Origin of the sequence: Rhodoferax sp. (assembly GCF_030653815.1) — a bacterium.
In the GTDB taxonomy this organism is placed as follows: Bacteria; Pseudomonadota; Gammaproteobacteria; order Burkholderiales; family Burkholderiaceae_C; genus Rhodoferax.
Genome location: NZ_JAURYQ010000017.1, coordinates 1 through 25,795, shown reverse-complemented (window position 1 = coordinate 25,795; position 25,795 = coordinate 1). Strand labels below are relative to the sequence as shown.

Below are 25,795 nucleotides of genomic sequence, written 5' to 3'. Positions count from 1 at the left end.
GATCACAACGGGCATTTGGCCACCGTCGTCCTGACGGTACGCGGCCGCCCTGCACTGCTGATCACGATCTGACGCGCCTCCTGGCTGTCTGACGAAGCCACACAAACGGTGAGTGTCCCCGCCTGGAAAGCCCCCGAGGCGTAGGCGGTTTGCCCCATTGGGGTGTAAGACACGTAACTGACCAGCGGGGCATTGCCATTCAGCATAATTGGTGCCGGTGTGGCTTGCTGGTGCGACACGATCACCTCCCCCGCATCGCGTCGTGCGTTGTTGTTGGCGTCATGAAACACAATCCAGCCCTGCTGCCAGCCCCCGGTGGTCACGCAGGTTTCACCAGTGACAGATTTGCACACCACGGCACGCCCATTGCGCTTGATGGCCTCACTGCGCGCGAGCAACAAACTGGTGAAAAGGGAATTGACTGCCGCGGTCAAACGCATCGAGTTGACCATGCCCGTGAACGCGGGCGCCGCCAGTGACTGAAGCAACGCGGCCACGGCCACCACCACCATCAACTCGATCAAAGTGAAACCAGCACTGGCAGACCGCTTGTCCATGGGTGTCTCCTCCCTGAGTGGGCAGACCGGTCTTGTGCCGGGTGCGAGGGGGAAGACTACATCTCAGGGCTTGTGTGCGGTATCCCCCATTTGGGGGGCCGGTAGCTTTTATTTTGCGTCAGGAACAGGAGCCTGTTCTGGTGGTACTGACGGATGCGCGCCCCGTCGCGCTGATCGAGATGACACGTTCCTGACCGCCTGGAGAAGGTGTCGCCCTGCATAACGTCAAGTTGGCGGCGGTGGCACCGGCACCAATTGGCTGAAAATCGATGCTGTACACGTTCCCGGTCAGCCGGTAATCCGTTGAGAGGGCTTGTTGGTGTTGAATGACGGTAGTCCCACCCAAAACAATCCAGCCCTGTTGCCAAGTGCCTGAGCTAGCGCAGGTCAAGCCATCAGCCGAGCGACAAAGTTTGACGATTACGTTACGCTTGATTGCTTCACTGCGGGCCAGCGTCGCGCTTGCTACAAAGCTGTTGGCATAGGAAGTCAGCTTGTTGCTCAGTATGGCTTCATTGAAAGATGGTGCAGCTAGGGCTGCCAGCACGCCAAGTACGGCGACCGTGACCATGAGTTCGATCAGGGTGAAGCCTCCTTCAAGACGATGCACAAGGTCATTGACAACTCCCACCGTCCTACTTTTCTGACTCAACGTACGACCTCTTGGAATTTGCAACCTGTTTATTGAGCAGATCATTTCTGGATGTACCAGTAAACTCGGGACTTCGGCTGATTCGCACCGGGTGGTGGGGGCGGTGGTGGACCGGGCGGGATAGGTCCCTCGCCGCTGCTGCCAAATACTGTAGTTACGGTGCTTCCATCGTCAAGCGTGACCCTGGCGAGTACAGGGTTAGTCGACAAACCATCTCCTGCACGATCAGCATCGCGACTAGTTCCCCTACCCGGTGCAGCATTGAGGTAATTGATGTTATATACACGGGCCTCACCCAAGTTCGAACCACAAGAACCCACAACGGCTACGGCAGGCTGGTGCGTACTGAATGTCACTACGCCAAAAAGTGTGACTGCGCTGGTGACCACTTGCTCAGTTGAACGCAAACCAAGATACCAACCTTTTGAAGTATTCAGATCTGTCTGTTCCGGATTAGTGCCGGTCAATATCGGTGTCAATGAAGCCAAGCAGATCACATCTGCGCCGCAGGTAACATTTTGCGATGTCAACCAGGTGGCGTCTGTCGGCTTATCCTTTATCATGAAGAAATAGTTGGTTACCGCCGAAGTTGCCGTGTAACCAAGCAAGGGCTTTTCACGGTCACCTGACCCCACCAACAGATAATAAGTACCAATATTATTACCATCCTCGACTACATCGGTGGAAAACATGAATTTTCGAGCCGCAGTACCGCTACCGCCAAGCGAGGCGACCTTGGTAATTGTCCAGTTCGCCGGCGTTGTAGCTCCTATGGGAGTGTTGGCGTTAATGCCAGAAATACGGTAGACATTACCGCCCAAGTCGGTCGCATAAGCGTACTTGATCAAGCCAGTCGCGTCCGGCACCACAAAGACATCACCGACCACGCTGCGGTCCGTAGTCAGCGTCTTGAGCAGCGTACCAGTATCCGCATCCATCACATAAACACTTTTCCCCTTATTCGCAGTTGTGCAAGAGTTCGAATCGGCATCCTGGCAGGTGTCATAGCCCCCACCCATGATGAGCATAGGCGCAGTTCCAGACCCGTAGCCACTGGACTTAATCACTTGCGGTGTAGACCATGTTTGACCAATGGCACTAAAACCTGTGCTGCAATTCGTGTCGTCCACAGTACCTAAAGCAGAAAAATTATTAGGACAACCCTTTTTCCATTTAAGCGCAGGACTTGCTGGCGTCGTCACGTCAAAAGCGTACAGCGCACGCCCGCCGCGCCTCATCGTAGCGAAAATGAAAGCTTTAGGCGTTCCACTGACATTCCCCTGATAGGCCGAGACTGGTCCATCGATACCATAAGGTTTTGGCAGCGGCGTAGGCGTGCCCGAAGTGTTGCCAGGAAAGCTTATTTGCGTCGTGTTGTCACGGATACGTTTGATTTGCCGATAAAACTCGGGGGGAACAAAGGCCCACAATTCCCCGCCGGGGGTGACCGCACCAATATTGGGCGTTGGTTTGTCAGGACGATTGCCATTGATTGCGCGCAACATACCGTCGTTGCCACCATAAAACACGACTACCTGAGGTGAAGCGTCCGATCCAAAATTGATCGCAACCGGCCTCGAGTGCACCACATCACCATGCACTGAAGGGCGCATTTCAGTCAAGGTGATCCCGTTGACATTCTCATCGCCATCGATTCCATCAGGATTCGGAATAGGTACGGCTACATCCAAGCCTTTCATCCAGTTAATCAAACTATCCCGCTCAGTCGTATCCTCTGCGCCAAGGCCAAGCATTCCCGGGGTAACATTAGTGTTATTAAAATCGGTCAAACTTGTACAAGATGCAAAAGTTGAAGAGCACGTTTTAACTGTGCGGGTAATGGAGGCCCGGCGTGTAAATCCCTGTCCACCTTTTTCTACAATGTTACCGTCCGGATAATTTGAAACATCTGAATTTGCAATAGTAATGCAGTCCCCTTGTGGCTTGAATGTCCAATAAGTATCCAAGACACTGGGTGTCCAAAAACTGCGTGCGCACTCAGTAATAAAGCCGGTCTGACTGTTGTTGGCGTCTTTGCTGTCAGCATCTTGTAGCCTCAATACACCATTGATAAACCCAATCTTGTATTGCTTCAAATTACCAGACCAGCGCGGATAGGCATTTTGATCAGGCCTAAACATTCCAACATAAACTTGATTTAAATAGGTGCCTTGAGTGCTTACGCTAACTGGTAAACTGACAGAAGCAAATACACTATTAACAGACTGAATTTCTGAAAAAATATCCCCAAGTGCATCTTTAATTTCTTGACCTGCATTTGCAGCTGAGCTTACATCAAAGTACTTTCCACTACTCACCCCAGCCATACTTTTCAGAAGTGCTGTCCAACCAGGACCTTGCCCGGTCGTAACTTTATTCACATCCACCGTGTAGGTAGTGATGTTTAGATCGCTTTTTTTCATAAAACGAGCCCATTCATCGCTGAAATTATCCTGCGACCCACTCGGTGAAATAGGTATTGGTATGGTCGCTCCTGTTATTCCCAACGACGTTGCCGCAGCTGTCAGCATGGAACTGGCTTGATTGGAAACAGAAGTATTGTCATTTGATGCACCGTTGCTAATATAAATAATGAAGTTCTTTTGACAACCGGAAGCAATCGGGGAAACATACGTTGTATCATTGAACGACTCCAACGCGTTACCAGAAAGTGCATATATGGCTTTTGATTGTGCCGTACCAGAAATATTTCCAATATAGTCAGTTTTTACTTTTCCATTGCCGCCGTATGGAGTTCCAGCTGAAAAATAGCGATACGCCTCAGCCATTACCAAACTTGCAATACCACCATTACCTGCATCTCCTATCTTCTCAAAACTATTAATCAAATTCTGATATGTTGTTTTGTTAGCACTATTTAGCAGACGAATAGCTGCCCTCACATATCCCCCACGTGTGTTATTGTTAGGGTTACCCGTTTCGTTCGCAAACATGATGCCTACTCTGAATTTATCAGCCGGGAGTGCTTCGACAGTGGCAGCCAAAGCAGCCATTTCATTGTCAAATGCAGTATTCCAATTAGCCGTGTTATCCATAATGATCAACACATTTGGCACCTCGGTAGTAACAGGATCCGCCCCCACAAACAGATCAATGTCTTCCGCCGACGCCACCAGAGTGAACGTAAGCAAGCCAGCAGCGAGTACTCTTTTAAAAAGATGGTTGTGCATATTGAACTCCAAACTATTGCCCAATTACGGACAGACTGCATCTTTTTGGGCTTGCGTAAGCAGTACACGCACACCCTGATGCACACGAACGGATGCACCACTTCCGGCTTCCATCACCGTGGCATCAATATCCCAGCTGGTGGTGAAATTTGTTGCAGGCGCAATGAAACCAACGCTACTTGGGGGAGGAGTGCCTGCTACGGCCACGGCTCTAATGCAAGTGGGGACGGCAATGGCCACCACATAATCAACGGTGCCGTCATTGTTGATATCCACATCAATCGACTCTGCAACTGGTGCATTTGTGAAGGGTGACGCTATAACTTGCTCAATCGCCACATTGGCTGCTGCAATTGTTTCCTCCCGAATTTGCATATTGCCCACGGATTTGAGGTTGGTATTGCTCATCATGAAGGCACTCGTCACCATCAACGTAATGATTACGAGCATGATGAGGCCGATAACGAGTGTGGCGCCGCGTTGTCGGCGGGGCAGAACGATCCGTTTCATGGGGTCTCCCGTCTGCCGGCAACATTGGTCAGGCGCACGGTAGTGGCAAAGGCATGGCGTTTGAAGCGATCATTAAAAGGGCCTAGGGTGGTGGCGCCCAAGGTGTAGGTTTTGGTATCGGTATAGCCGGGTGAGACCTCTCTGGCACGAACCAGTACATGCAGCTTGACCGCAACAACATTGGCCAACTGGGCAGCAGTACAAGGGACAGCGTCTGTACATTGCACGAATGGGTATTCGGGATTACCGTCGCCCCGATTGGTGGGTGAAGTTTTGGCACTTGGGTCTGCCCACACGATGGCGGCAGTTGGCACCACAGCGCCTCCGGAGTCGCTAACACTGTCGATTCCGAATTCCACGCTAAAGCCTTCGATGCCTTCGATCAGGGGTTCAGCGGCCTGATGCGCCAACGTGCCAGCAGCCAGGTCAAACTGTGACCGCATCAAGGTGGGTATGCCGTCGCCGGCTGTCACGGCGTAATCACGGATGTAATAGATATTGGAAATGAATTTGCGTTTGTCCGCAAAATCGGTCGACGTGATGGGCAAGGCCGGCGGCGTTCCGGTTCCAACACAGGTTCGCTTGTGAAGCGTGAACCCCGTGGTATCTAGCACGTACGGTGTGGCGTTTTCCAGTTCGCATAGCGATGCCTGCAAATACAGTTTGCCCGCAGTGTCGGCCTCGCAATTACCCACACCGGGCAAACAGGTTTCGGCATGCCGCACCACCAGCACATCGGTATTGACCTTTTTATTGGTAGCGAAATTGGTGACACAACCTGCCCCTGACGGCGGAGTAGTGCCATAAGCTTGGAGTGAGATGCCAATAATGTCTTTCTTGTAGGCCGCCGTCCAGGGTGCCGAGTAAGCTAGACAGGGATCGGGGACGGTGGCGCTGGGGGCATCATTGGGAACTGTTTCAAAAGTCAAGTCGTCAAACTGTGGAACAAAACCACCCCAGAATCCAGCATGAACCAGATCGTTCTGAATCAACTGGATGGCGAATCGGCCGTTTTCAATCTGGCTATTGGTCTTGGCCATTTCGCTGTTATTGCGGTTGACGTTGATGAGGAGTGTGATCAGCGCCAGCACAATCAACAGGCCGATGGCCATGGACACCATTAACTCAACCAGCGTAAAGCCAGCTTGCAATATGTGACGGGAATGCTTGTTCATCACAATGTCGCAATACGCACCAACGTTGTCACAGTTCGTCGACAAAGATCGTTGACACATGAGGAACCCGCAGTATCGTAACCATTCGCACCACAAGCGACTGAAGCTGGCGGGGCAGCAATGGGTATCAGACCCTGCCAGGCAACTGTAATAAAGTATTCGCCGCTGCCAAGGTCTTCCACGCATCCGCGTCCGCCAATCATGGCACCGACATTGTTGCCTCCAGTCGTCTCGCCCGCGCCTTGTAGCGCGTTGCACCATTCGCGCAAATCGGCCTCAACAACCGAAGCAGTAGAGGTAGGGCAATTCATTCCTGCCCCCAACGGACTATCCACGTCTGCGCCAGAAACGTAGGCTGCTGCGTTGCTGCGGTTCGTCGTAATACGGTTCGCCATGTCATTGAGGAGCAGCAATGCCTGGCTTCGCTGGTATGACTCCATTTCAGACGTTTGCAGGCGGGTTTGAAGTCCAGCCAAACCGAGCAAACCAAATGAGACGATAACGAGTGTGACCAGCACCTCGATCATCGAGGACCCACGCTGCCGTCGCTGCGCAATGGTGAGTGCTGGCGCTACCATTTGGCAATTGGAGTTTTGGCCCCTTCGCTGTTTAGTGTGAGCACGCCATCGCTAGACTGAGAGCCTTTGGGGGTAAAAGTAATTACAAAAGAAGGGACGGTACCCGTACCAGGTGCGATGGTGTAGCTATATTTGGCATCCACCTCAGAGGGCAAAGAATAGCTATTAGTCCAAAGCGTGTCAGTCTCAGAAACATAGGCCCGGTTAGCCAGCAAGAACTGCTGCTGTCGGTTGGCTATGTCCATCATTTGCGCCTGCGCTGCTGACCTGTTTGCTCGAATAACATATTGCGTATAAGACGGGTAAGCCACCGCCGCCAGAATCCCGATCACCGCCACGGTGATCATGAGTTCAATCAGGGTAAAGCCGCGTTGTTGTCTGGTGTTCATGGAGTTGGGTGCCTTCAAATGGATTTTGCCCGCCGATCTTATCGCCCCGCGCGCGCCACCGACAAATGGGCAGGTCGGGCAGACAAGCGGTGGGAGTCATGGGAATCTGAAATCTGCCAGCAAGCTGATCTGCCCCTCAAGCCGGGTTTTGTTGTAGTAGCGCTCATCCGCTGTGACCAACACCGCGCCCGGGGTGTTTAGCGCCACCGCATGGTAGAGCGTGTCAAACAGGTGATGCCGATAGCGCAAGGCCAAGTCCAACGCCGTGGCATAAATTTCAGGACTGGCCAGAGTGCTGAAGCTGATGTTCAAAAAATCGTCCAGGTCGTCGTGCGCGTCGGTCGGTTTGAGTCGGGCCAACACAGCGGCCACTTCAGCCACAAAATGGCCCGGCTGCACCATGGTCAGAAAGCCAAGAACCGATTGCTCCAGCAAGCGCAAAGCCAGATCTGTACGTTGTTCACCTACGCGCAACTGTCCAGACTCGGAACGACGAAATTGATATATCCCCGGCTGTGGCCCCAAAGACTTTGAAAGACTTGCTGCTACTGAAGCTGTTTTGGGGTGCTCCTTGCCCACTGAAACAAGCGGTTGTCCGTATTTTGTCCGTCCAGCCAACAAAAAAGCACCTAGCGTTACCGCTAAGTGCTTGATTCAATTGGTATTTTTGGTGGGCAGTACAAGTTTCGAACTTGTGACCCCTGCAGTGTGAATGCAGTGCTCTACCCCTGAGCTAACCGCCCTTTCCCTGTTCAGGAAAGACGCGAATTATGGCACAGTTTCTGGCGTTTTTTGCTCTTGCGAGCGCCAAAGTGTCTTGGCATTGCTTGACTTGTCGATTTGCTTCAAAACGTCTTCGTGCGCGGCCAGTTCCTGCTCGTTGGCGCAGATGACCGGCAGCACAAACTGGCTCAGGTCCAGCGCGGTGACACATGCGCCGTTGGCATCAGTGGTCGGGGTCTCGTCCATGAGCAGAGCATCCTGGCCACGGGTGAGGTTGATGTACATGTCGGCCAGCAGCTCGGCATCGAGCAGCGCGCCGTGCAGCGTGCGCCCCGAGTTGTCGACCTCAAGGCGATCACACAGGGCGTCGAGCGAGTTGCGCTTACCCGGAAACAGCTCCTTGGCCATGACGAGCGTGTCGGTGATGCTGGCCACCACACTTTTCACCGGCGGCTGCTTGATGAGCGCCAGCTCCATGTTCAAAAAACCCAGATCGAACGGCGCGTTGTGGATGACCACGTGCGCGTCTTTCAGGTAGTCCAGCAGGTCCTGGGCCACTTCGACAAACTTGGGTTTGTCCTTGAGGAATTCGGTGGTGATGCCGTGCACCTTGAGCGCTTCCTCGTGGCTGTCGCGCCCCGGGTTGACGTAAAAGTGGCGGTTGTTGCCGGTGAGCTTGCGGTGCAGCATCTCGACACAGCCGATCTCGATGATGCGGTCGCCGTTGTCAGCTGACAGGCCCGTGGTTTCTGTGTCGAGGAAGATTTGACGCATGGCTCTACGGTATCAGTGATTTTCCTTGGCGTGGTTAATCGAGTATTTGGGAATCTCGATCACCAGGTTTTTCTGCGCCAGGATAGCTTGGCAACTCAGGCGCGAGTTGGGTTGCAGACCCCAGGCCTGGTCCAGCAGGTCGTCCTCATCTTCTTCCGACGGCGCCAGCGACTCGAAGCCTTCGCGCACGATGACGTGGCAGGTGGTGCAGGCGCAGCTCATTTCGCAGGCGTGCTCGATGTTGATGTGGTGCTCCAGCAGGGCTTCGCAAATGGAGGTGCCCGCCGGGGCGGACAGCTCGGCGCCCTGGGGGCAGTATTCGGCGTGGGGCAGGATTTTGATGATGGGCATAGTTAATTGGGTGGTCTGACCCGCAAGTTAGATAGTTGCAATATTCTTGCCGGACAAGGCCTTCTGGATGCCACGGTTCATGCGCAGCGCGGCAAAGGCTTCGGTGCCTTTGGCCAATGTCAGCGTGATGGCCTCGATCGCCTTGGCGTCTTCCAGTGTACGGGCGGCCTGCACGTCCTGCATCAGGCGGTCGATGTCGGCACGCTGGGCACCGTCGAGCAAATCACCATCAGCATGGAGCGCGCTCACGGTGGCCAGAATCATGCGGTCGGCGTCCACGCGCGCCTCGGTCACGGCGCGGGCCTGCATGTCGGCCTCGGCGGTGGTGAAGCTTTCCTGCAGCATGCGCGCAATCTGGTCGTCGGCCAGGCCGTAGGAGGGTTTGACGGCAATTTGCGCCTCCACGCCGCTGGCCTGCTCGCGCGCCGACACGCTCAACAGGCCGTCGGCATCCACGGTAAAGGTGACGCGAATGCGCGCTGCACCGGCCACCATCGGCGGGATGCCGCGCAGCTCAAAGCGCGCCAGGCTGCGGCAGTCAGCCACCAGGTCACGCTCGCCCTGCACCACATGCAGCGCCAGCGCGGTCTGGCCGTCGATATAAGTGGTGAAGTCCTGCGCCTTGGCCGTAGGAATGGTCTCATTGCGCAGCACGATGCGCTCCACCAAGCCGCCCATGGTCTCGATGCCCAGGGACAACGGAATCACGTCCAGCAGCAGCAGGTCGCCGCCCGGGTTGTTGCCAGCCAGCTGGTTCGCCTGAATGGCCGCGCCCAGCGCCACCACTTCGTCGGGGTTGAGGTTGGTCAGCGGCGTCTGGCCAAAAAAGGCATTCACCGTCTGCTGGATCTGCGGCATGCGGGTGGAGCCACCCACCAGCACCACGCCCTTGACTTCGTCGGCCGCCAACTTGGCGTCGCGCAGCGCCTTGCGCACCGCCTGCAGGGTGCGCGCGGTGAGCGCTTGGGTGGCGGCTTCGAAGTCTGCGCGCGTCACAACCAAGCTGAGTTCTGCGCCGCTCAGTAAGGTGCGAAAAGTCACGGTGTCAGCATCCGTCAAGGCTTCCTTGCAGGCGCGTGCTGCGGCCTTTAGTGCGGCTTTGTCGGTGGCATTCGCCACAACAGCACCCGTTTGCGCCAGCACCCAGTCGGCCAGCGCATGGTCGTAGTCGTCTCCCCCCAGGGCCGAGTCGCCGCCGGTGGCCACTACCTCAAACACGCCCTGGGTGAGCTTGAGAATGGAGATGTCAAAAGTGCCGCCGCCCAGGTCATAAACCGCGTAAACGCCCTCACTGGCGTTGTCCAGGCCGTAGGCAATGGCTGCAGCGGTGGGTTCGTTGATGAGGCGCAGTACGTTCAGACCAGCCAGTTGCGCCGCGTCCTTGGTGGCTTGACGCTGGGCATCGTCAAAATAAGCCGGCACCGTGATGACCGCGCCGTACAGGTCGTCATTAAAAGTGTCTTCGGCGCGGTAGCGCAGCGTGGCCAGGATGTCGGCACTCACCTCCACCGGAGACTTCTCGCCCTGCACGGTTTGCAGGCCCAACATGCCGGGGTGGTCAACAAAATGGTAGGGCAGTTTGGCGGCCAGCACCACGTCTTTCAGGCTGCGGCCCATGAAACGTTTCACCGAAGCAATGGTGTTTTCGGGGTCGCCCACGCCACCCACCACGGCATCGTCGCCAATCTGACGGCCGCCGCCCGCCAGGTAACGCACCACCGACGGCAAAATCACCCGCCCTTGGGCGTCAGGCAGGCATTCGGCCACGCCATGGCGCACGCTGGCCACCAGCGAATGCGTGGTGCCCAGGTCAATGCCGATGGCAATGCGGCGCTCGTGCGGATTGGGCGTTTGCCCGGGTTCGGAGATTTGGAGTAAAGCCATGGTCAGTTGGGTAAGGATGGATTGCGGATCAGGTCCGCAATGACAGCTCGCGGCTTGGGTATTGACGCAATTTTCGTTATTCTTAAGTTTCGATCTGGTCAAGCCGGTCGTTGACATCTGCTGCAAAGCGCTCGATGAACATCAGCGCCCTGACTTGCGCCACGGCGCCGGGGTAATCGTGCGACTGGTCCAGCAACTGCTCGATTTTAAGAAGTACATCGCGTTCGGCCTGGCGGCATTGCTGGTTGATCTGCTCCAGGTCTTGCGCGCCCTGCGCCTCGTCCAGCTCTTCGCGCCACTGCATTTGCTGCATCAAAAAGGACGCGGGCATGGTGGTGTTGTTTTCGGCATTGACCGGTGCACCGTGTAATTCACACAGGTAGGCGGCACGTTTGAGCGGATTTTTCAGGCGCTGGTAAGCCTCGTTGATGCGTACCGACCACTGCATGGCGATGCGCTGGGCCGCAGCGCCCTGAGCGGTAAACTTGTCGGGGTGGGCCTGACGCTGCAGGTCTTTCCAGCGTGCATCCAGCGCGGCACGGTCCTGGGCAAAGGACCGCGCCAACCCGAACAGCTCGAAATCGTCAGATTGGAGATTCACACCCGAAAAGACTCGCCGCATCCGCAGCGGTCACGCTCTTTTGGGTTATTGAATTTAAAACCTTCATTCAGGCCTTCGCGCACGAAGTCAAGCTCGGTGCCGTCCAGGTAGGCAAAGCTCTTGGGATCCACCAGCACCTTGACGCCGAAACCTTCAAACACCATGTCTTCCGGGCCGATCTCGTCAACGTATTCCAGCTTGTAGGCCATGCCGGAGCACCCGGTTGTTTTGACCCCCAGTCGCACACCCACACCCTGGCCACGTTTGCTCAGATAGCGGGTAATGTGCCGGGAAGCGGCTTCTGTCAGCGTCACAGCCATGATGAATTCGTAGGTTTCGTTTATGCGGATTGCGCTTCGGCGTGCTTTTGGCGGTAGTCGTTAACGGCCGCCTTGATGGCGTCTTCAGCCAAAATGGAACAGTGGATTTTGACAGGTGGCAGCGCCAGTTCTTCGGCAATCTCGCTGTTTTTTAGTGCAGCGGCCTGGTCCAGCGTCTTGCCCTTGACCCATTCGGTGACCAGCGACGACGAGGCGATGGCCGAGCCGCAACCGTAGGTCTTGAAGCGCGCGTCTTCGATCACACCGGTTTCGGGGTTGACCTTGATCTGCAACTTCATGACATCACCGCAGGCCGGCGCACCGACCATGCCGGTGCCCACCGAGTCGTCGCCCTTGTCAAAAGAACCCACATTGCGGGGGTTTTCGTAGTGATCTACCACTTTTTCTGAATATGCCATTTTGATTTCTCCTTTAGTGAGCAGCCCATTGAATGGTGCTGATATCAATGCCTTCTTTGTACATGTCCCACAGCGGGCTGAGCTCGCGCAGGCGCGCCACATTTTCCTTGATGGTGGCCACCGCATAATCAATTTCTTCTTCGGTGGTCCAGCGGCCAATCGTCATGCGCAGGCTACTGTGCGCCAACTCGTCGCTGCGGCCCAGGGCGCGCAGCACATAGCTGGGCTCGAGGCTGGCCGAGGTACAGGCCGAACCGCTTGACACCGCCAAGCCCTTGATACCCATGATCAGTGACTCGCCCTCAACATAATTGAAGCTCATGTTGAGGTTGTGCGGCACCCGCTGGGTCAGGTGGCCGTTGATGAAAACCTGCTCCACGCCCTCCAGGCCGGCAATCATGCGGTCGTGCAGCGCCTGGATCTTGACCAGTTCAGCGGCCATTTCTTCCTTGGCAATGCGGTAGGCCTCGCCCATGCCCACAATCTGGTGCGTGGGCAGCGTGCCCGAGCGCATGCCGCGCTCGTGACCGCCACCGTGCATTTGTGCCTCGATGCGGATGCGCGGCTTGCGTCGCACAAACAGCGCACCAATGCCCTTGGGACCGTAGGTTTTGTGGCCGGTCAGGCTCATCAGATCGATGGGCATTTTGCTGATGTCGAAAGCCACACGGCCGGTGGCCTGCGCGGCATCCACATGAAATACCACACCCTTTTCGCGGCAAATGGCGCCAATGGCAGCCACGTCCTGAATCACGCCGATTTCGTTGTTGACATACATCACGCTGGCCAGGATGGTGTCGGGGCGAATGGCCGCCTTGAAGGTGTCCAGATTGACGAGACCGTCGGATTGCACATCAAGGTAAGTCACCTCAAAGCCCTGGCGCTCCAACTCGCGGCAGGTGTCGAGCACGGCCTTGTGCTCGGTCTTGACCGTGATGATGTGTTTGCCCTTGGACTGGTAAAAATGCGCGGCACCCTTGAGCGCCAGGTTGTTGGACTCGGTGGCGCCTGAGGTCCAGACAATCTCGCGCGGGTCGGCACCGATCAGGGCAGCGACCTGTTCGCGGGCGTTTTCCACCGCGGCTTCAGCCTCCCAGCCCCAGGCGTGGCTGCGCGACGCCGGGTTGCCAAAATGGCTTCTGAGCCAGGGGATCATGGCATCCACCACCCGCTGATCGCAGGGGTTGGTGGCGCTGTAGTCCATGTAAATGGGAAAATGGGGGGTACTGTCCATGTTGAAGTCTCTTGCTGAATAAACGAAACGGAGCTTACATCTTGGCGTAACTGGCACCCAGCGCAAACACCGAATTGGGGGCGTTGATGCGAATGGGTTTCATGGCCGGCATGCTGGAAATGGCGCGCTTGAGGGTGGGCTTTTCTTCCATCTGGAAGCCCTTGGCCAGTTGCTCGTCGACCAGCTTTTGCAGGCTGACCGAGTCCAGGAACTCGACCATCTTGACGTTCAGCGAGGCCCACAGCTCATGCGTCATGCAGCGGGCGCCCTCGCCAAGGCAGTTTTCCTTACCACCGCACTGGGTGGCATCAATGGGCTCATCCACCGAGGTGATGATCTCAGCCACGGTGATGTCGGCTGGTGAACGCGCCAGCGTGTAGCCGCCACCGGGGCCGCGGGTGGATTCCACCAGGGCGTTGCGGCGCAGCTTGCCGAACAATTGCTCCAGGTAGGACAAGGAAATTTGCTGACGCTGGCTGATGGCGGCCAGCGTGACGGGACCCGCCGATTGGCGCAAGCCCAGATCAATCATGGCAGTGACCGCAAAACGGCCTTTGGTGGTTAAACGCATGGCAACACTCCTGAAGTTGTGTTATCGATCAAATTGATGTTTGACTGTGATAACGTGGTTCAGTATAACCAAAAACCAAGCGTTTTAGTCGGGTAACTAGACTGGTCAGTAACTTTTTAAGGTTATTGACATGTTACCCCACCAGCACATGGTCGCCACCTGCCGCGCCAAAGGCCTGCTCCTTCAAAATAGCCAATTGATCACGCACCCGCGCGGCCTTTTCGAACTCCAGGTTGCGGGCGTGTTCCATCATGAGTTTTTCCAGCCGCTTGATCTCGCGCGAGATGTCTTTCTCGCTCATGTCTTCCACCTGCGCGCGCTGCATGGCATCGCGCTCCAGCTTCTCGGCTTCCTTGCCGGCCTTTTCGCTGTAAACCCCGTCAATCAGGTCACGCACTTCTTTCACGATGGAGCGCGGCGTGATGCCATGCGCCAGGTTGTGCGCCACCTGCTTGACCCGGCGTCGCTGGGTCTCGTCGATGGCTTTGCGCATCGACTCGGTCACCTTGTCGGCGTACAGAATGGCGCGGCCCTCCAGGTTGCGCGCGGCGCGGCCGATGGTCTGGATCAGCGAACGCTCCGAACGCAAAAAACCTTCCTTGTCGGCATCCAGAATCGCCACCAGCGACACCTCGGGAATATCCAGCCCTTCGCGCAGCAGGTTGATGCCCACCAGCACGTCAAAGGTGCCGAGGCGCAGGTCGCGCAAGATCTCGACCCGCTCCACGGTGTCGATGTCGCTGTGCAGGTAACGCACCTTGACGCCGTTGTCGCTCAAATAGTCGGTGAGTTGCTCGGCCATGCGTTTGGTCAGCGTGGTGATCAGCACCCGCTCATGCTTGTCGACGCGGATGCGGATTTCCTGCAGCACGTCGTCGACTTGGGCTGAGGCCGGGCGCACCTCCACTTCGGGGTCGACCAGGCCGGTGGGGCGAACCAACTGCTCCACCACCTGGCCGGTATGGTCCTTTTCCCACTGGCCCGGCGTGGCCGAGACAAAAATGGCCTGACGCATCTTGGTCTCGAACTCTTCAAACTTGAGCGGACGGTTGTCCAGCGCGCTGGGCAGCCGAAAGCCGTACTCCACCAGCGTGGTCTTGCGCGAGCGGTCGCCGTTGTACATGCCGCCAAACTGGCCAATCAGCACATGGGATTCGTCCAGGAACATCACCGCGTCCTTGGGCAGGTAGTCGGTCAGCGTGGCGGGCGGCTCGCCGGGCGCTGCGCCGCTCAAGTGCCTTGAGTAGTTCTCGATGCCCTTGCAGTGGCCGACCTCACTGAGCATTTCCAGGTCGAACCGGGTGCGCTGCTCGATGCGCTGGGCTTCCACCAGCTTGCCTTGCGACACAAATTCCTTGATGCGCTCAGCCAGCTCAAGCTTGATCGCCTCCACCGCGCTCAAAACCTGTTCACGTGGCGTGACGTAATGGCTGCTGGGGTAGACGGTAAAGCGCGGGATCTTTTGCCGGATGCGCCCGGTCAGCGGGTCAAACAGTTGCAGGCTCTCGATCTCGTCGTCAAACAACTCGACGCGGATCGCCATCTCACTGTGCTCGGCCGGAAAGATGTCGATGGTGTCGCCGCGCACGCGAAAGGCGCCACGAGAAAAATCCACATCGTTGCGCTGGTATTGCATGCGCACCAGTTGCGCGATCATGTCGCGCTGGCCCATTTTGTCGCCCGCGCGCAGCGTCATCACCATCTGGTGGTAGGCCTCGGGCTGGCCGATGCCGTAAATGGCCGACACCGTGGCCACAATCACCACGTCGCGGCGCTCCAGCACGCTCTTGGTACACGAGAGGCGCATCTGCTCGATGTGCTCATTGATGGCCGAGTCTTTCTCGATGAACAGGTCGCGCTGCGGCACATAGGCCTCGGGCTGGTAGTAGTCGTAGTAGCTGACAAAGTACTCGACCGCGTTTTTCGGGAAAAACTCGCGGAACTCGCTGTACAGCTGCGCCGCCAGCGTCTTGTTGGGCGCAAACACGATGGCCGGCCGCCCCAGACGCGCAATCACGTTGGCCATGGTGAAGGTCTTGCCCGAGCCCGTCACGCCCAGCAGGGTCTGAAACACCTCGCCGTCGTTGACGCCATCCACCAGCTGCGTGATGGCCTCGGGCTGGTCACCGGCGGGCGGGTAGGGCTGGTACAGCTCAAACGGGGAGTCGGGGTAGCGCACAAAGGTGCCCGGGCGAATCTGCTCAGACGCATCGCTCACGGCCAGGGTCAGGGGTTCAGACATTCAGGAGGCTCACAATTTAAATCAGAAGCGATGTTATCCAATGCACTCGCATGCCAGCGTCAAACTGGGCTCAAGCCCTGACATCGGGTCTTGCTTGCGCCTTAAACCAACGCTCCACATCGGCAGGATCATGGAAAGTGCGTACTTCGGCAAAGGCCGCTTGCGCCTGCGGGTAGACCCGCCGCAACAGGTTGAGCCACTGCTTGAGGCGCCCGGTTTGCTGGTCACGCGTCAGGTGCGCACAAACCAGGCGCCAGAATTCAGAGATCAGCACCATGAGCTGCGGCCAGCTCAGGCTGGCCGACGCAGAATCGTCCCCCAAAGCCGCGCGAATGCCGCGTGCCAGCGCCGGGTTGGCCACCATGCCGCGGCCCAGCATCAGGTTCTGGCAGCCCGACACCTGTTGGCAACGCAGGGCATCGGCCACCGTCCAGATCTCGCCATTAGCCACCAGCGGCAAGCGCACCACCTGACGGATGTCGGCAATCCGCTCCCAATAGGCTGGCGGCCGGTAACCGTCGGCCTTGGTGCGGGCGTGCACCACCAGCTCAGAAGCGCCACCGGCTTCAAGCGCCAGGGCACAGGCTTCTGCCCGACTGTCGTCGTGCAAGCCGAGCCGCATCTTGGCCGACACCGGCAGATGCGCCGGCACGGCCTGGCGCACCGACGCCACGATGCGGTACAGCAGCTCGGGTTCTTCCAGCAGGGCCGAGCCGCCGCGGTGCCGATTCACCACCGGCGACGGGCAGCCGAAGTTCAGGTCAATGCCCTCGGCGCCCATGTCCGCCAGGCGCGCCGCGTTGTCGGCCAGGCACACCACATCGGAGCCCAGCAACTGCGGCCGCACCGGCACGCCGGACGCCGTCTTGCAGCCCTGCAGCAGTTCCGGCACATAACGCAGGAAAACACGCTCGGGGAAAAGAGTGCCAGTGACCCGGATGAACTCGGACACACAACGGTCCACGCCGCCCACCCGCGTCAAAATATCGCGCAGGACAAAGTCGAGCAAACCCTCCATGGGGGCAAGAAGCAGGGTGGGTGGGGTCACGTGGGATCGGTCAAAATGAACAATGAATCCCGGATTGTCGTGCTCTATGCCGTGGTTTTGACAGAAACACCGACGGTCCGTACAGTCACCCTTCTTCAACCGCTACCGGAACACCGCACATGAGCATCACCGTCAACATTGATCTGGGTTACGAATTCGCCGTCAAGGCCGACTATGGCAGCGTCTTCGACACCCTGTCCGACGTGCCCAAGTCCGCCAGTTTTTTCCCCAAAGTCGATCAACTGGTGGGCCTGGGCGATGGCGTTTACCGCTGGGAAATGGAAAAAATCGGCATCGGCCAAGCCAGCCTGCAAACCATTTACGCGTCGAAATACACGTCCAACAAGGCCAAGGGCAGCGTGATCTGGACGCCCATTGCGGGAGAAGGCAACGCGCTGGTGTCAGGTTCCTGGAAAATCACTGACAAGAAAAAGTCCACCCACCTGGTGCTGGAACTTCAGTGCGAACTCACCCTGCCCCTGCCGGGTTTGATGAAAATGATGATCGCCCCGGTGGTCGAGGCGGAGTTCGAAAAACTGGTGGAGCAATACATCGACAAGCTCACCCAGCAGTTTGGCGGCGAGGTCTGATGCACGGTTCTTAACACAGGTGCCGCGCGATCCAAGCCACCGCACCCTGCGGCTGCTGGAACTCATCGACAGAGCGTGCCGGAATGCCGGGATAGCGCTCGTTCCACATTTTGGCCAGCGCTGAGCCGGCGCCAATTTCCAGTACACAGGCCACCTGCCGCTCGTTGACCGCTTCCATACAAGCGGCCCATTGCACCGTGCTCGCAAGTTGCCGGCTCAGGACCTGACGCAACACGGCCGGATTTCGGACCAGCGCGCCGTCGGCATTGGTGGCAATGGGGCAGCTTGGTGCGGCAAACGGCAAGGTGGCCAAGGTCTTGGCAAAGGCCCGGGCGGCCGGCGCCATCCAGGACGAATGGGAAGCCACACGCACATCCAGCCGCTTGCACACGGCGCCCAAAGCCAGCAGCCGGGGTGTGGCCTGGCTCAGGGCATCATCGGTCCCCGCGAAAACCGACTGGCCGGAATGGATGCGGATGGCGCATTCCAGCCCCAGGCCGGCGCAGGCTGTCAGCACGCGGGGCTCAGGCAAACCCGTCACCGCCATCATGCCAGTCTGCTGGCCCAGCACGGCTTGATCCATCAAGGCGGCACGCTGTTGCGCCAGGGCAAGAGCCCGGTCTGCCGAGAACACACCGGCACCGGCAAAAGCCGCCAGTTCACCCACGCTGTAACCAGCGACCACGGCGGGTGCTTGCGACAATTGATCCTTGATGGCCGCCCACGCCGCCAATGCTGTGCCGGTGATCAGCACCTGGGCAAAGGCATTGTTGCTGCGGCTGCTCTCATCTTGCAGCGCCGTGCGCCAGTCAAGGCCAATACGCTCACCCATGGCGTGCAATGTTGCCGCTGCCCTGGGCTCGGTGTCGAGCCAGGGCAGCATCTTCGGGTGCTGGCTGGCCTGCCCTGAAAAAACAAGGGCGTAACTCATGCGGCAAGCTCGGGCAGGGATTGCATGGAACTCGCTGACATTTGGCTCTGTAGCGTCAACCGAACCCAGCAGGCACTGGCCAACACGTCGGCGGAACCACCGGGTGACAGTCGGCGCGCTACAAACGCGCTGTGCATCGCGCGTGCCTGTGGCACCCAGTCAGCTTGCAGCACGCCGCCCGCCTGCAGAAATTGCCGCGCCGAGGCTTGCACAAAGCGCAAGCCGTCAATGCCGCCGCGGTGCACACAATTGGTGTCGTCCAGCGCGGCCATGGTGGCAAACAGCGCTTGCACGCGGGCGGCCCGCTCACCAGCCCCCGCCCGCAGGGCGGCTTGCAGGGCCGGCAGGGTGACATCAAACAGCACCGGGAACGCCTGCGCCGCTTCATCGCCCGCGCTGCGCAGCTCAAACCGCCGAATCGCCCTTTGGCCATTGGAAACCGGCGCGCTCAGCCGTGCCGCTTTGGCGCGCTGCGCCAAAGCGTCGCCCCAAGTGGACAGCAACGCGCCACGCAGATGTTGTGACGTGAACGGCAAGCCTTGCGCCTGCAACTGGCCGGCGCTGGCGCACAGCAGACCCAGGCCAAAAATGGCACCGCGGTGGGTGTTGATGCCACCGGTGGCTGTCAGCATGCGGGCCTCGGCATTTTTTCCCAGGCCTTCCAGAACGGCGAACGGTGCCCCGGTATGACCTGCCCGCACCATGCGCGGGAAATAGCCGCGCAAGGCAAACAGGCTGCGCATGAAAGTCTGGGCATCCATGTCGGTATGGCTGCCGCAGTCGCGAAACGACACCAGGCCCGGTTTGGGCTCCAGCGCCACCTCGGCGTAAAGCGCGCGCACCGCCGCCAGGCCGAATTTTTGTGCTGCAGTGGAAACAGGTCCAGACATCCATCGGCCCGAGGGCGGGCCTCCTACAAGGGCATCGTCCGCGAGCTGCGCCCTAACCACAATCGCATTTGGCTCATGACAAGGCATGGCATGGGCAGCTTCATCAGGCGTGCATATTCCCAACTTTTGCAACTCTGCCAGCGTCGCCAGCCGGATACCTTGACGTTCTTTCAGCAAGGCCTGCGCGGTATGGCCTGTCAGCAGGCGCTGCAACTCGCGCCAGGCGACGGCCTGGCCGTCCGGGAAAACGATTTCGCCGTCAAGTCGCGGCCCTAGATCAGCCGCAGCCAGCAGCGCCAACACCTCGCAGGCGGCCTGGAAATCGGGCACCTCCAGCGTCACATCAATGTCCGAATCGCCGTGCAGGTAAGGCATCTGGGTGAGCCACTGCCAGGCATGGGAGCCGTAAACCCTCGGCGTCACCGCCAGCTCAGTCAAGGCCCGATCCAGTTCCAGCGCGGCAGGCCCCCAGGGCAGGGCCTGCGCCACTTGACGCAACGTGGGGAAGTCCCCAATGACGGCCACCTGGTCCCGCCCGACCGTCAGCGCGAGGCGGCGCCGCGACCATTGCCGTGGTGCCGGCAAACCCAGGCAAAGCTGATCTGGCGCCACATCAAGACGCTGGCGGCACACCACCAGCGGCAAATCATGGTCACACCAGTGTGCCAGCAAGGCTTGGGCCTCAGCGTCCCAGACATGCGATTGGACCTGCAACCAGCCCTGCGGATCGAGCCACACCAGTTGGTTGCGTCGCAAGTCCTGCATGCCGTGCCTCACGCTGGCCTAAAGCACTTCAGGCATTGACCACACGCATGGCAACCTGCGCGGCCAGGGTGCGCCCGCCGCGCGCCGCGCCCTCGGCCGCACGCGTGTCCTGGGTGGTGGCCTGCTGCAAGGCATCGACCAGACAGGCCTGCAAATCACCACGCCAAAGCGCCTCGATGCCGCCCATGGTCACATAGTTTTCCACGCCCGGCGCAAACACCGGATTGGATTTGGAAAGTTCAGCGAGGCGCTGCTCGTCGAGCTTGGTCACGCGCGCCATGGCCGGCAGACGCATGACACGGATCTCGGCCTCGGGCAGCGCGTAGCAGGCATCGGCCATCAGGCCCGAGGTAATAAAACCACCCGACAGCGCCTGGTCGTACACCAGGCCTATGACGCGGTGCCCGTGCTGGCGCGCCAGCGCGATGCAGCAACCCATGTGCGCCATGTAACGGTTGATGCCGAGCAACTCGTCGCGGTGCCGCAAACGCTGGCCCTGGGTGTCGACCAGCAGCACAATGGCCCGCCCGGGAAAGTCGCGCACCGTGTCGAGCACCACACGCGCCTGCGCCAGGGCGAGCTCGACGCCAATGGCCGCGTGGTGGGTGGTGCCCACCACAGTGATAGTCTGGCCGTTCAGCTGGGCGCTGCCGTGCAGCAGGTCGCCGTCACACTGAACGTTGTGCGCCGAGCCGAACAGCGCGCTGAGCAGTGTTTCCCAATTCATGCCGGCTCCTTTGACAGGTGTTCCATCGTGTCCTTCAGGCGTACGATGGCATCGGCTTCCATGTCGGTCACCCGCAGCGGCTCTGGCACTCCGGCACGTTGCCAGATGTCCAGCGCATCGCGGCAGTCGCCGTCACGCCTCAGGCGCTCGGCCAACAGCGCATGTTCGGCCTCCAGCGCCGCCAGGCTCAGGGGCCGGGCCTGGTTCAGCAAGCCGATGGCAGCGCGGCGAAATTGCGCCACGTCGTCTTCCACCAGCACGTCGCAATCACCCGTCAGGTAACGGTGTTTGCCGCCGGTGGTGCGCCACACCAGCGCACGGTCGCGCGAGTCGAATTCTTCGACGCCGTGGGACGACTCGATCACCTCGGGGCCCGACATGGCCAGACGGCCCATGTCGCTCATCACCACCCAGTCAGCACAGCGCGCAATCAGGCCCATGCCGCCAAAACAGCCATTGGCGCCGCCAATCAGCATCAGCACCGGAATGCCCGCCGCACGCACCGCCAGCAAGGCGCGCATCACCTCCGACACCGCGATCAGCCCGGCGTTGGCCTCGTGCAGGCGCACGCCGCCGGACTCGGCCAGCACAATGACGGCCGCAGGCCGGTGGATTAGCGCGCGCTGGAACAGGCCGACCAGCTTGGCGCCATGCACTTCACCCACGCCACCGCCCATGAATTCGCCTTCCTGCGCGGCGAGCAAGACCGGCTGGCCAGCCAGCGAACCGCTGCCAATCACCACGCCATCGTCGAACGCCGAGGGCACGCCCAGCAACGCCAGATGCGGGCTGACAACGCGCTCAGCCGGGCCCAGAATTTCCTGAAAACTACCGGTATCAAGCAGCTGGGCAACACGCTCGCGGGCGGTCAATTCGGCAAAACTGAGTTTCATAGCAAGTCACCTTCGACGACCGAACTGGCTGTTGGCAATGCCGCTGCGGCCTGGTCCAGGCGCAAACTCACTACCGCTGGCGTGGCTCCCATGTCGTTGATCGACACCGCCACCCCAGCCAGTCTATGCCTTGCCTGAAAGTCGTTGGCCACCGCCTGCCAGATGGGCGCAAAACCGCGCGCCGAGGTGGTGATGTCGATCTGGCAAGCCGCGCTTTGGGGCTTTGGCTCGATCATCACTTCCAGATTGCCCGAACCCACCACACCCACCAACACGGGAGCAAAGTGACCTGGAGCGCGTTGCCCGGCAAATTCGTAGTGCAATTTTTCCATGCTGTTCTCCTTGGGCGCCACCAAATCTACCAATTGCGAAAGCGTTTGGGCGGGTCATAAAGCCCGCCAGATGCCCTGACCAGGTCGCGCATGTTGCGCGCCGCCAGCAGGCTGCGGGTAGCGTCACGCTTGTCAATACCGAGGTCTTCGGCGCGCACGATGATGCCACGGTCGCGCAGGTTTTCCACCATGGCTTTGTCGCGCGCCAGGCCCACCGGGGTGTAGCCGGCCACGCCGCGAATGGCCTGCTCGCGCTCTGCGTCGCTGCGGCACAGCAGCAAATTGGCGATGCCTTCTTCGGTCAGGATGTGGGTGACGTCGTCGCCGTAAATCATCACCGGCGGAATCGCCATGTGGGCCTGTTCGGCCAACTGCCAGGCATCGAGGGTGTCAACAAAGGCCGGCTGCATGTGTTCACGGAAAGTTTCCACCATTTGCACCACCAGCTTCTGCCCGCGTGGCATGCTGGACACGCCGCTGCGCCCCTGGCGCGCCTGGGCGCCGGCTTTGAGCCAGGCCGGTGTGGCGTGGCGGCGCCCGCGCGCATCGGCGCCCATGTTGGGCGCGCCGCCAAAACCGGCAATGCGCCCCGTGGTGGCGGTCGAACTGTGGCCGTTGAGGTCGATCTGCAGGGTGGAGCCAATGAACATGTCGCAGGCATAGTGGCCGGCCGCCTGGCACAAGGCCCGGTTGCTGCGCATGCTGCCATCAGCCCCGGTAAAGAACACATCGGAGCGCGCCCTGACATAATTTTCCATGCCCAACTCGGAGCCGAACGAGTGCACCGACTCGACCCAACCCGCCTCAATGGCCGGAATCAGCGCCGGGTGCGGATTGAGCGCCCAATGCTGGCAAATCTTGCCCTTCAAGCCCAACGACTCGGCGTAGGTGGGCAGCAGCAGTTCGATGGCCGCTGTGTCAAAGCCAATGCCGTGGTTGAGGCGCTGCACGCCGTATTCGGCATAAATGCCCTTGATGGCCATCATCGCCATCAGCACCTGAATCTCGGAAATCTGCGCCGGGTCGCGCGTGAAAAGCGGCTCGATGGCGTGCGGCTGCGGAGCCTGGATCACGAAATTGACCCAATCCCCCGGAATATCGACCCGCGGCAGGGTGTCCAGCAACTCATTGACCTGGGCAATGACAATGCCGCCCTTGAACGCCGTGGCCTCCACGATGGCGGGCGTGTCTTCGGTATTGGCGCCGGTATAAAGGTTGCCCTGGGCGTCGGCCGCCTGGGCACAGACCAGCGACACGCGCGGCGTCAAATCGACAAAGTAACGGCTGAACAACTCCAGGTAGGTGTGGATGGCACCGATCTGGATTTGCCCGGCAGAAACCATCTTGGCCAGGCGCGCGGCTTGCGGGCCCGAGAATGAAAAGTCGAGCTTTGAGGCAATGCCGTTGTCAAAAATATCCAGATGTTCGGGCAGCGCCAACACCGACTGCAGCATGTGCAGGCTGTGCACCTGCGTCGGGTCCAGCCGGGTCAGGCAGCGCGCCAGAAAGTCGGCCTGCTTCTGATTGTTGCCCTCGATGCAGACCCGGTCGCCCGGCTCCAGCACCGCCGTCAGCAACGCCGTGGCCAGCTCGGCCGGCACCCGTTTACCACCCACCAGGCTGGCTGCGCGCTTGAGCCGGGCGCTGCGGTTGTCGGCCAGACTGTTCCAGTTACGCATGATCGACCCGCATCAGCCCATGACTTTGGTCGGCAACCAGGTCGCGATTTCAGGAAAGACACACAAAATCAGAATAGCCACCACCATGCACAACATGAAGGGCACAGCCCCCTTGAGGATGGTGGTCAGCTTGATGTCGGGCGAAATGCCATTGATCACAAACAGGTTCAGGCCGACAGGCGGCGTGATCAGACCCAGCTCCATGTTGATGGTGAGCACCACACCAAACCAGATCGGATCAAAACCGGCGGCCGTGATCACCGGCATCAGGATCGGCGTGGTCATCAAAATGATGGCTGCGGGCGGCAAAAAGCAACCGGCCACCAGCAGCATCAGGTTGATGGCGGCCAGCACCACCCAGCGGTTCACCTGCAAGGCGCCAATGGCTTCGGCCACGGACTGCGTCACCTGCAGCGAGGACATCATGTAGCCGAACAGGATGGACGTGCCAATGATCAGCAGCAGCATGCCGGACTCGCGCAGCCCGTCGCGCAAAATATGCCACATGTCACGTGGCCGCCAGACCTTGTAGATCACGGCCACCATCACCAGACACAGCATGGCGCCGACCCCGGCCGCCTCCGACGGTGTGGCAATGCCGCCATACAAGGAATAGACCACGCCCACAATCACCGCCAAAAAGGGCAACAGACGCGGCAGCAGCTCAACCTTTTCCTTCAGCGAATAAATACGGTCTTTGTCGATCAGCACCGTGCCGCGCTTCCAGCTCAAAAACAGCGCCCAGGCCATGAACATGCCGGTGAGCATGAGGCCTGGCAGGATGCCGGCAATGAACAACCGACCGATCGAGGTTTCCGAGGCAATGCCATACAGGATCATGGTGACGCTGGGCGGAATCAAAATACCCAGAGTGCCGCCCGCAGCGATAGCGCCAGTAGCCAGGTCGGCGTCGTAGCCGCGTTTGCGCATCTCGGGGATGCCCATCTTGCCAATGGCAGCACAGGTGGCGGGGGAAGAGCCCGTGAGCGCAGAGAACAGCGCGCAGGCACCGATGTTGGAGATCACCAGCGAACCCGGCACCTTGTGCAGCAGGCGCGCCAGCGCTTCATACAGATCACTGCCGGCACGCGATGAAGCCACCGCTGCCCCCATGATGACAAACATGGGCAGCGACACCAGCGTGAAGTCATCCAGACCCGAAAAAATGGTTTCCGGCAGGAAGTGAACACTGGACCAGCCATCAAAAATGATCATGAAGCCCAGCGCCACCGCCCCCAGGCCAAAGGCGATGGGCAGCCCGGTGGACAGCACCAGCATGGTGGTGGAAAAGACCAGCACACCAATCAACAACGGACTCATAGGTGGACTCCTGGCGTCATGCCGTAGGGTTCTTCTTTTCCGCTCCAGACCAGCCAGATTTCGGTCAGGTACTGCAGGCATAACAGCCCCAGGCCCACCGGCACGCTCAGGTGCGGAATCCACAGTCTGGCGCGCCACATCGACGAGGTGGTGTGGCCCGAGGTCCAGGTTTCATACCACCACGACAGCGAGGCATAAAAGAACAGGCCGCAAAAGAAAAGCGCCACAAAGCTGCCGACAAAAAAGAGCGCGCGCCGTTTGTTGCCAGCTACCATCATCGGCAAAATGTCGACACCCACATGGCCGCGTGTCAGCAAAATGTAGGGGGCCCCCAGAAAAGTGGCCGCCAAGATGGAGAAAGTGGAAAACTCGGTCTGCCAGATGGACGACTCACCGAGCACCGCCCGGACAAACACCATCTGGCACACCACCACAATCGCCAGCACGAT

At 59.1% G+C, this 25,795-nt stretch carries 27 protein-coding genes and 1 tRNA gene; 1 reads left to right on the top strand and 27 read right to left on the bottom strand.

What is annotated here, in order from left to right:
- Positions 1-2: 2 nt before the first annotated feature.
- From Q7U49_RS06265 to Q7U49_RS06175, 19 genes are all read right to left on the bottom strand, one after another.
- Positions 3-557 (bottom strand): GspH/FimT family pseudopilin, encoded by a 555-nt coding sequence (locus tag Q7U49_RS06265; RefSeq protein WP_304763219.1) that lies wholly within the window; start codon positions 555-557, stop codon positions 3-5.
- Positions 558-675: 118 nt separating this feature from the next.
- Positions 676-1,188, bottom strand: coding sequence for a GspH/FimT family pseudopilin (locus Q7U49_RS06260; protein WP_304763218.1), 513 nt, complete (start codon positions 1,186-1,188; stop codon positions 676-678).
- A 62-nt stretch (positions 1,189-1,250) separates the two neighbouring features.
- Entirely contained in the window at positions 1,251-4,400 is a 3,150-nt protein-coding gene (locus tag Q7U49_RS06255) for a pilus assembly protein (protein ID WP_304763217.1), read from the bottom strand.
- A gap of 24 nt (positions 4,401-4,424) precedes the next feature.
- On the bottom strand, positions 4,425-4,910 hold the full coding sequence (locus tag Q7U49_RS06250) for a hypothetical protein (RefSeq protein ID WP_304763215.1): 486 nt from the start codon (positions 4,908-4,910) through the stop codon (positions 4,425-4,427).
- Positions 4,907-6,085, bottom strand: coding sequence for a PilW family protein (locus Q7U49_RS06245; RefSeq protein WP_304763214.1), 1,179 nt, complete (start codon positions 6,083-6,085; stop codon positions 4,907-4,909). Before Q7U49_RS06245 ends, Q7U49_RS06250 begins: the two co-directional genes overlap by 4 nt.
- The gene (gene pilV, locus Q7U49_RS06240) at positions 6,085-6,663 is read right to left on the bottom strand and encodes a type IV pilus modification protein PilV (protein WP_304763213.1); all 579 of its coding nucleotides are present in this window, start codon (positions 6,661-6,663) and stop codon (positions 6,085-6,087) included. The genes Q7U49_RS06245 and pilV overlap by 1 nt, the downstream gene beginning before the upstream one ends.
- On the bottom strand, positions 6,657-7,052 hold the full coding sequence (locus tag Q7U49_RS06235; protein ID WP_304763211.1) for a type IV pilin protein: 396 nt from the start codon (positions 7,050-7,052) through the stop codon (positions 6,657-6,659). Before Q7U49_RS06235 ends, pilV begins: the two co-directional genes overlap by 7 nt.
- A gap of 96 nt (positions 7,053-7,148) precedes the next feature.
- Entirely contained in the window at positions 7,149-7,631 is a 483-nt protein-coding gene (locus Q7U49_RS06230) for a type II toxin-antitoxin system VapC family toxin (RefSeq protein ID WP_304763210.1), read from the bottom strand.
- Positions 7,632-7,720: 89 nt separating this feature from the next.
- A tRNA-Val gene (locus Q7U49_RS06225) sits at positions 7,721-7,795 on the bottom strand.
- Between the two features lie 25 nt (positions 7,796-7,820).
- The gene (dnaQ, locus tag Q7U49_RS06220) at positions 7,821-8,549 is read right to left on the bottom strand and encodes a DNA polymerase III subunit epsilon (RefSeq protein ID WP_304763209.1); all 729 of its coding nucleotides are present in this window, start codon (positions 8,547-8,549) and stop codon (positions 7,821-7,823) included.
- Positions 8,550-8,561: 12 nt separating this feature from the next.
- Positions 8,562-8,900, bottom strand: coding sequence for an ISC system 2Fe-2S type ferredoxin (fdx, locus tag Q7U49_RS06215; RefSeq protein ID WP_304763207.1), 339 nt, complete (start codon positions 8,898-8,900; stop codon positions 8,562-8,564).
- 27 nt (positions 8,901-8,927) lie between these two features.
- Positions 8,928-10,784 (bottom strand): Fe-S protein assembly chaperone HscA, encoded by a 1,857-nt coding sequence (gene hscA / locus Q7U49_RS06210; protein ID WP_304763205.1) that lies wholly within the window; start codon positions 10,782-10,784, stop codon positions 8,928-8,930.
- 82 nt (positions 10,785-10,866) lie between these two features.
- Entirely contained in the window at positions 10,867-11,385 is a 519-nt protein-coding gene (gene hscB / locus Q7U49_RS06205) for a Fe-S protein assembly co-chaperone HscB (protein WP_304763204.1), read from the bottom strand.
- Entirely contained in the window at positions 11,382-11,705 is a 324-nt protein-coding gene (gene iscA / locus Q7U49_RS06200; RefSeq protein WP_296272760.1) for an iron-sulfur cluster assembly protein IscA, read from the bottom strand. Before iscA ends, hscB begins: the two co-directional genes overlap by 4 nt.
- Positions 11,706-11,725: 20 nt before the next feature.
- Positions 11,726-12,124, bottom strand: coding sequence for a Fe-S cluster assembly scaffold IscU (iscU, locus tag Q7U49_RS06195; protein WP_304763202.1), 399 nt, complete (start codon positions 12,122-12,124; stop codon positions 11,726-11,728).
- A 13-nt stretch (positions 12,125-12,137) separates the two neighbouring features.
- The gene (locus tag Q7U49_RS06190; protein ID WP_304763201.1) at positions 12,138-13,358 is read right to left on the bottom strand and encodes an IscS subfamily cysteine desulfurase; all 1,221 of its coding nucleotides are present in this window, start codon (positions 13,356-13,358) and stop codon (positions 12,138-12,140) included.
- A gap of 34 nt (positions 13,359-13,392) precedes the next feature.
- Positions 13,393-13,929, bottom strand: coding sequence for a Fe-S cluster assembly transcription factor (locus tag Q7U49_RS06185; protein ID WP_304763200.1), 537 nt, complete (start codon positions 13,927-13,929; stop codon positions 13,393-13,395).
- Between the two features lie 133 nt (positions 13,930-14,062).
- A complete protein-coding gene (gene uvrB, locus Q7U49_RS06180) occupies positions 14,063-16,171 on the bottom strand; it encodes an excinuclease ABC subunit UvrB (RefSeq protein WP_304763199.1) in 2,109 nt (702 codons plus the stop codon).
- Between the two features lie 70 nt (positions 16,172-16,241).
- The gene (locus Q7U49_RS06175) at positions 16,242-17,189 is read right to left on the bottom strand and encodes a tRNA-dihydrouridine synthase (protein ID WP_304763347.1); all 948 of its coding nucleotides are present in this window, start codon (positions 17,187-17,189) and stop codon (positions 16,242-16,244) included.
- Positions 17,190-17,338: 149 nt separating this feature from the next.
- Between Q7U49_RS06175 and Q7U49_RS06170 the strand changes: the two genes are divergently transcribed.
- The gene (locus Q7U49_RS06170; protein ID WP_304763198.1) at positions 17,339-17,809 is read left to right on the top strand and encodes an SRPBCC family protein; all 471 of its coding nucleotides are present in this window, start codon (positions 17,339-17,341) and stop codon (positions 17,807-17,809) included.
- A 10-nt stretch (positions 17,810-17,819) separates the two neighbouring features.
- Here the strand turns inward: Q7U49_RS06170 and mdcH are convergent, their stop codons facing one another.
- From mdcH to Q7U49_RS06125, 8 genes are all read right to left on the bottom strand, one after another.
- Positions 17,820-18,740: a malonate decarboxylase subunit epsilon gene (gene mdcH, locus Q7U49_RS06165; RefSeq protein ID WP_304763197.1), complete on the bottom strand. Its 921-nt coding sequence runs from the start codon at positions 18,738-18,740 to the stop codon at positions 17,820-17,822.
- Positions 18,737-20,395 (bottom strand): triphosphoribosyl-dephospho-CoA synthase MdcB, encoded by a 1,659-nt coding sequence (gene mdcB / locus Q7U49_RS17430; RefSeq protein WP_370653971.1) that lies wholly within the window; start codon positions 20,393-20,395, stop codon positions 18,737-18,739. The genes mdcH and mdcB overlap by 4 nt, the downstream gene beginning before the upstream one ends.
- A 28-nt stretch (positions 20,396-20,423) precedes the next feature.
- The gene (gene mdcE / locus Q7U49_RS06150) at positions 20,424-21,122 is read right to left on the bottom strand and encodes a biotin-independent malonate decarboxylase subunit gamma (protein WP_304763196.1); all 699 of its coding nucleotides are present in this window, start codon (positions 21,120-21,122) and stop codon (positions 20,424-20,426) included.
- A complete protein-coding gene (locus Q7U49_RS06145; RefSeq protein WP_304763195.1) occupies positions 21,119-22,015 on the bottom strand; it encodes a biotin-independent malonate decarboxylase subunit beta in 897 nt (298 codons plus the stop codon). The genes mdcE and Q7U49_RS06145 overlap by 4 nt, the downstream gene beginning before the upstream one ends.
- Complete coding sequence (gene mdcC / locus Q7U49_RS06140; protein ID WP_304763194.1) at positions 22,012-22,347, bottom strand: malonate decarboxylase acyl carrier protein; 336 nt, start codon at positions 22,345-22,347, stop codon at positions 22,012-22,014. The genes Q7U49_RS06145 and mdcC overlap by 4 nt, the downstream gene beginning before the upstream one ends.
- Positions 22,348-22,373: 26 nt before the next feature.
- Positions 22,374-24,026 carry a malonate decarboxylase subunit alpha gene (gene mdcA, locus Q7U49_RS06135; RefSeq protein WP_304763193.1) on the bottom strand — a complete coding sequence of 551 codons (1,653 nt, stop codon included), beginning with the start codon at positions 24,024-24,026 and terminating at the stop codon, positions 22,374-22,376.
- Between the two features lie 12 nt (positions 24,027-24,038).
- The gene (locus Q7U49_RS06130) at positions 24,039-25,346 is read right to left on the bottom strand and encodes a TRAP transporter large permease (RefSeq protein ID WP_304763192.1); all 1,308 of its coding nucleotides are present in this window, start codon (positions 25,344-25,346) and stop codon (positions 24,039-24,041) included.
- On the bottom strand, positions 25,343-25,795 hold a 453-nt coding region (locus tag Q7U49_RS06125; protein WP_304763191.1), incomplete at its 5' end, for a TRAP transporter small permease. The genes Q7U49_RS06130 and Q7U49_RS06125, both read right to left, overlap by 4 nt.

Coding starts and splice junctions, on each gene's coding strand:
- Q7U49_RS06250 (WP_304763215.1), bottom strand. CDS start 4,910: ATGAAACGGATCGTTCTGCCCCGCCGACAACGCGGCGCCACACTCGTT.
- Q7U49_RS06145 (WP_304763195.1), bottom strand. CDS start 22,015: ATGAAACTCAGTTTTGCCGAATTGACCGCCCGCGAGCGTGTTGCCCAG.
- Q7U49_RS06255 (WP_304763217.1), bottom strand. CDS start 4,400: ATGCACAACCATCTTTTTAAAAGAGTACTCGCTGCTGGCTTGCTTACG.
- Q7U49_RS06130 (WP_304763192.1), bottom strand. CDS start 25,346: ATGAGTCCGTTGTTGATTGGTGTGCTGGTCTTTTCCACCACCATGCTG.
- mdcA (WP_304763193.1), bottom strand. CDS start 24,026: ATGCGTAACTGGAACAGTCTGGCCGACAACCGCAGCGCCCGGCTCAAG.
- mdcH (WP_304763197.1), bottom strand. CDS start 18,740: ATGAGTTACGCCCTTGTTTTTTCAGGGCAGGCCAGCCAGCACCCGAAG.
- Q7U49_RS06170 (WP_304763198.1), top strand. CDS start 17,339: ATGAGCATCACCGTCAACATTGATCTGGGTTACGAATTCGCCGTCAAG.
- Q7U49_RS06175 (WP_304763347.1), bottom strand. CDS start 17,189: ATGGAGGGTTTGCTCGACTTTGTCCTGCGCGATATTTTGACGCGGGTG.
- Q7U49_RS06185 (WP_304763200.1), bottom strand. CDS start 13,929: ATGCGTTTAACCACCAAAGGCCGTTTTGCGGTCACTGCCATGATTGAT.
- fdx (WP_304763207.1), bottom strand. CDS start 8,900: ATGCCCATCATCAAAATCCTGCCCCACGCCGAATACTGCCCCCAGGGC.
- iscA (WP_296272760.1), bottom strand. CDS start 11,705: ATGGCTGTGACGCTGACAGAAGCCGCTTCCCGGCACATTACCCGCTAT.
- uvrB (WP_304763199.1), bottom strand. CDS start 16,171: ATGTCTGAACCCCTGACCCTGGCCGTGAGCGATGCGTCTGAGCAGATT.
- dnaQ (WP_304763209.1), bottom strand. CDS start 8,549: ATGCGTCAAATCTTCCTCGACACAGAAACCACGGGCCTGTCAGCTGAC.
- hscA (WP_304763205.1), bottom strand. CDS start 10,784: ATGGCTTTACTCCAAATCTCCGAACCCGGGCAAACGCCCAATCCGCAC.
- mdcE (WP_304763196.1), bottom strand. CDS start 21,122: ATGAATTGGGAAACACTGCTCAGCGCGCTGTTCGGCTCGGCGCACAAC.
- Q7U49_RS06235 (WP_304763211.1), bottom strand. CDS start 7,052: ATGAACACCAGACAACAACGCGGCTTTACCCTGATTGAACTCATGATC.
- pilV (WP_304763213.1), bottom strand. CDS start 6,663: ATGGTAGCGCCAGCACTCACCATTGCGCAGCGACGGCAGCGTGGGTCC.
- iscU (WP_304763202.1), bottom strand. CDS start 12,124: ATGGCATATTCAGAAAAAGTGGTAGATCACTACGAAAACCCCCGCAAT.
- Q7U49_RS06190 (WP_304763201.1), bottom strand. CDS start 13,358: ATGGACAGTACCCCCCATTTTCCCATTTACATGGACTACAGCGCCACC.
- mdcB (WP_370653971.1), bottom strand. CDS start 20,395: ATGCAGGACTTGCGACGCAACCAACTGGTGTGGCTCGATCCGCAGGGC.
- Q7U49_RS06245 (WP_304763214.1), bottom strand. CDS start 6,085: ATGAACAAGCATTCCCGTCACATATTGCAAGCTGGCTTTACGCTGGTT.
- Q7U49_RS06265 (WP_304763219.1), bottom strand. CDS start 557: ATGGACAAGCGGTCTGCCAGTGCTGGTTTCACTTTGATCGAGTTGATG.
- mdcC (WP_304763194.1), bottom strand. CDS start 22,347: ATGGAAAAATTGCACTACGAATTTGCCGGGCAACGCGCTCCAGGTCAC.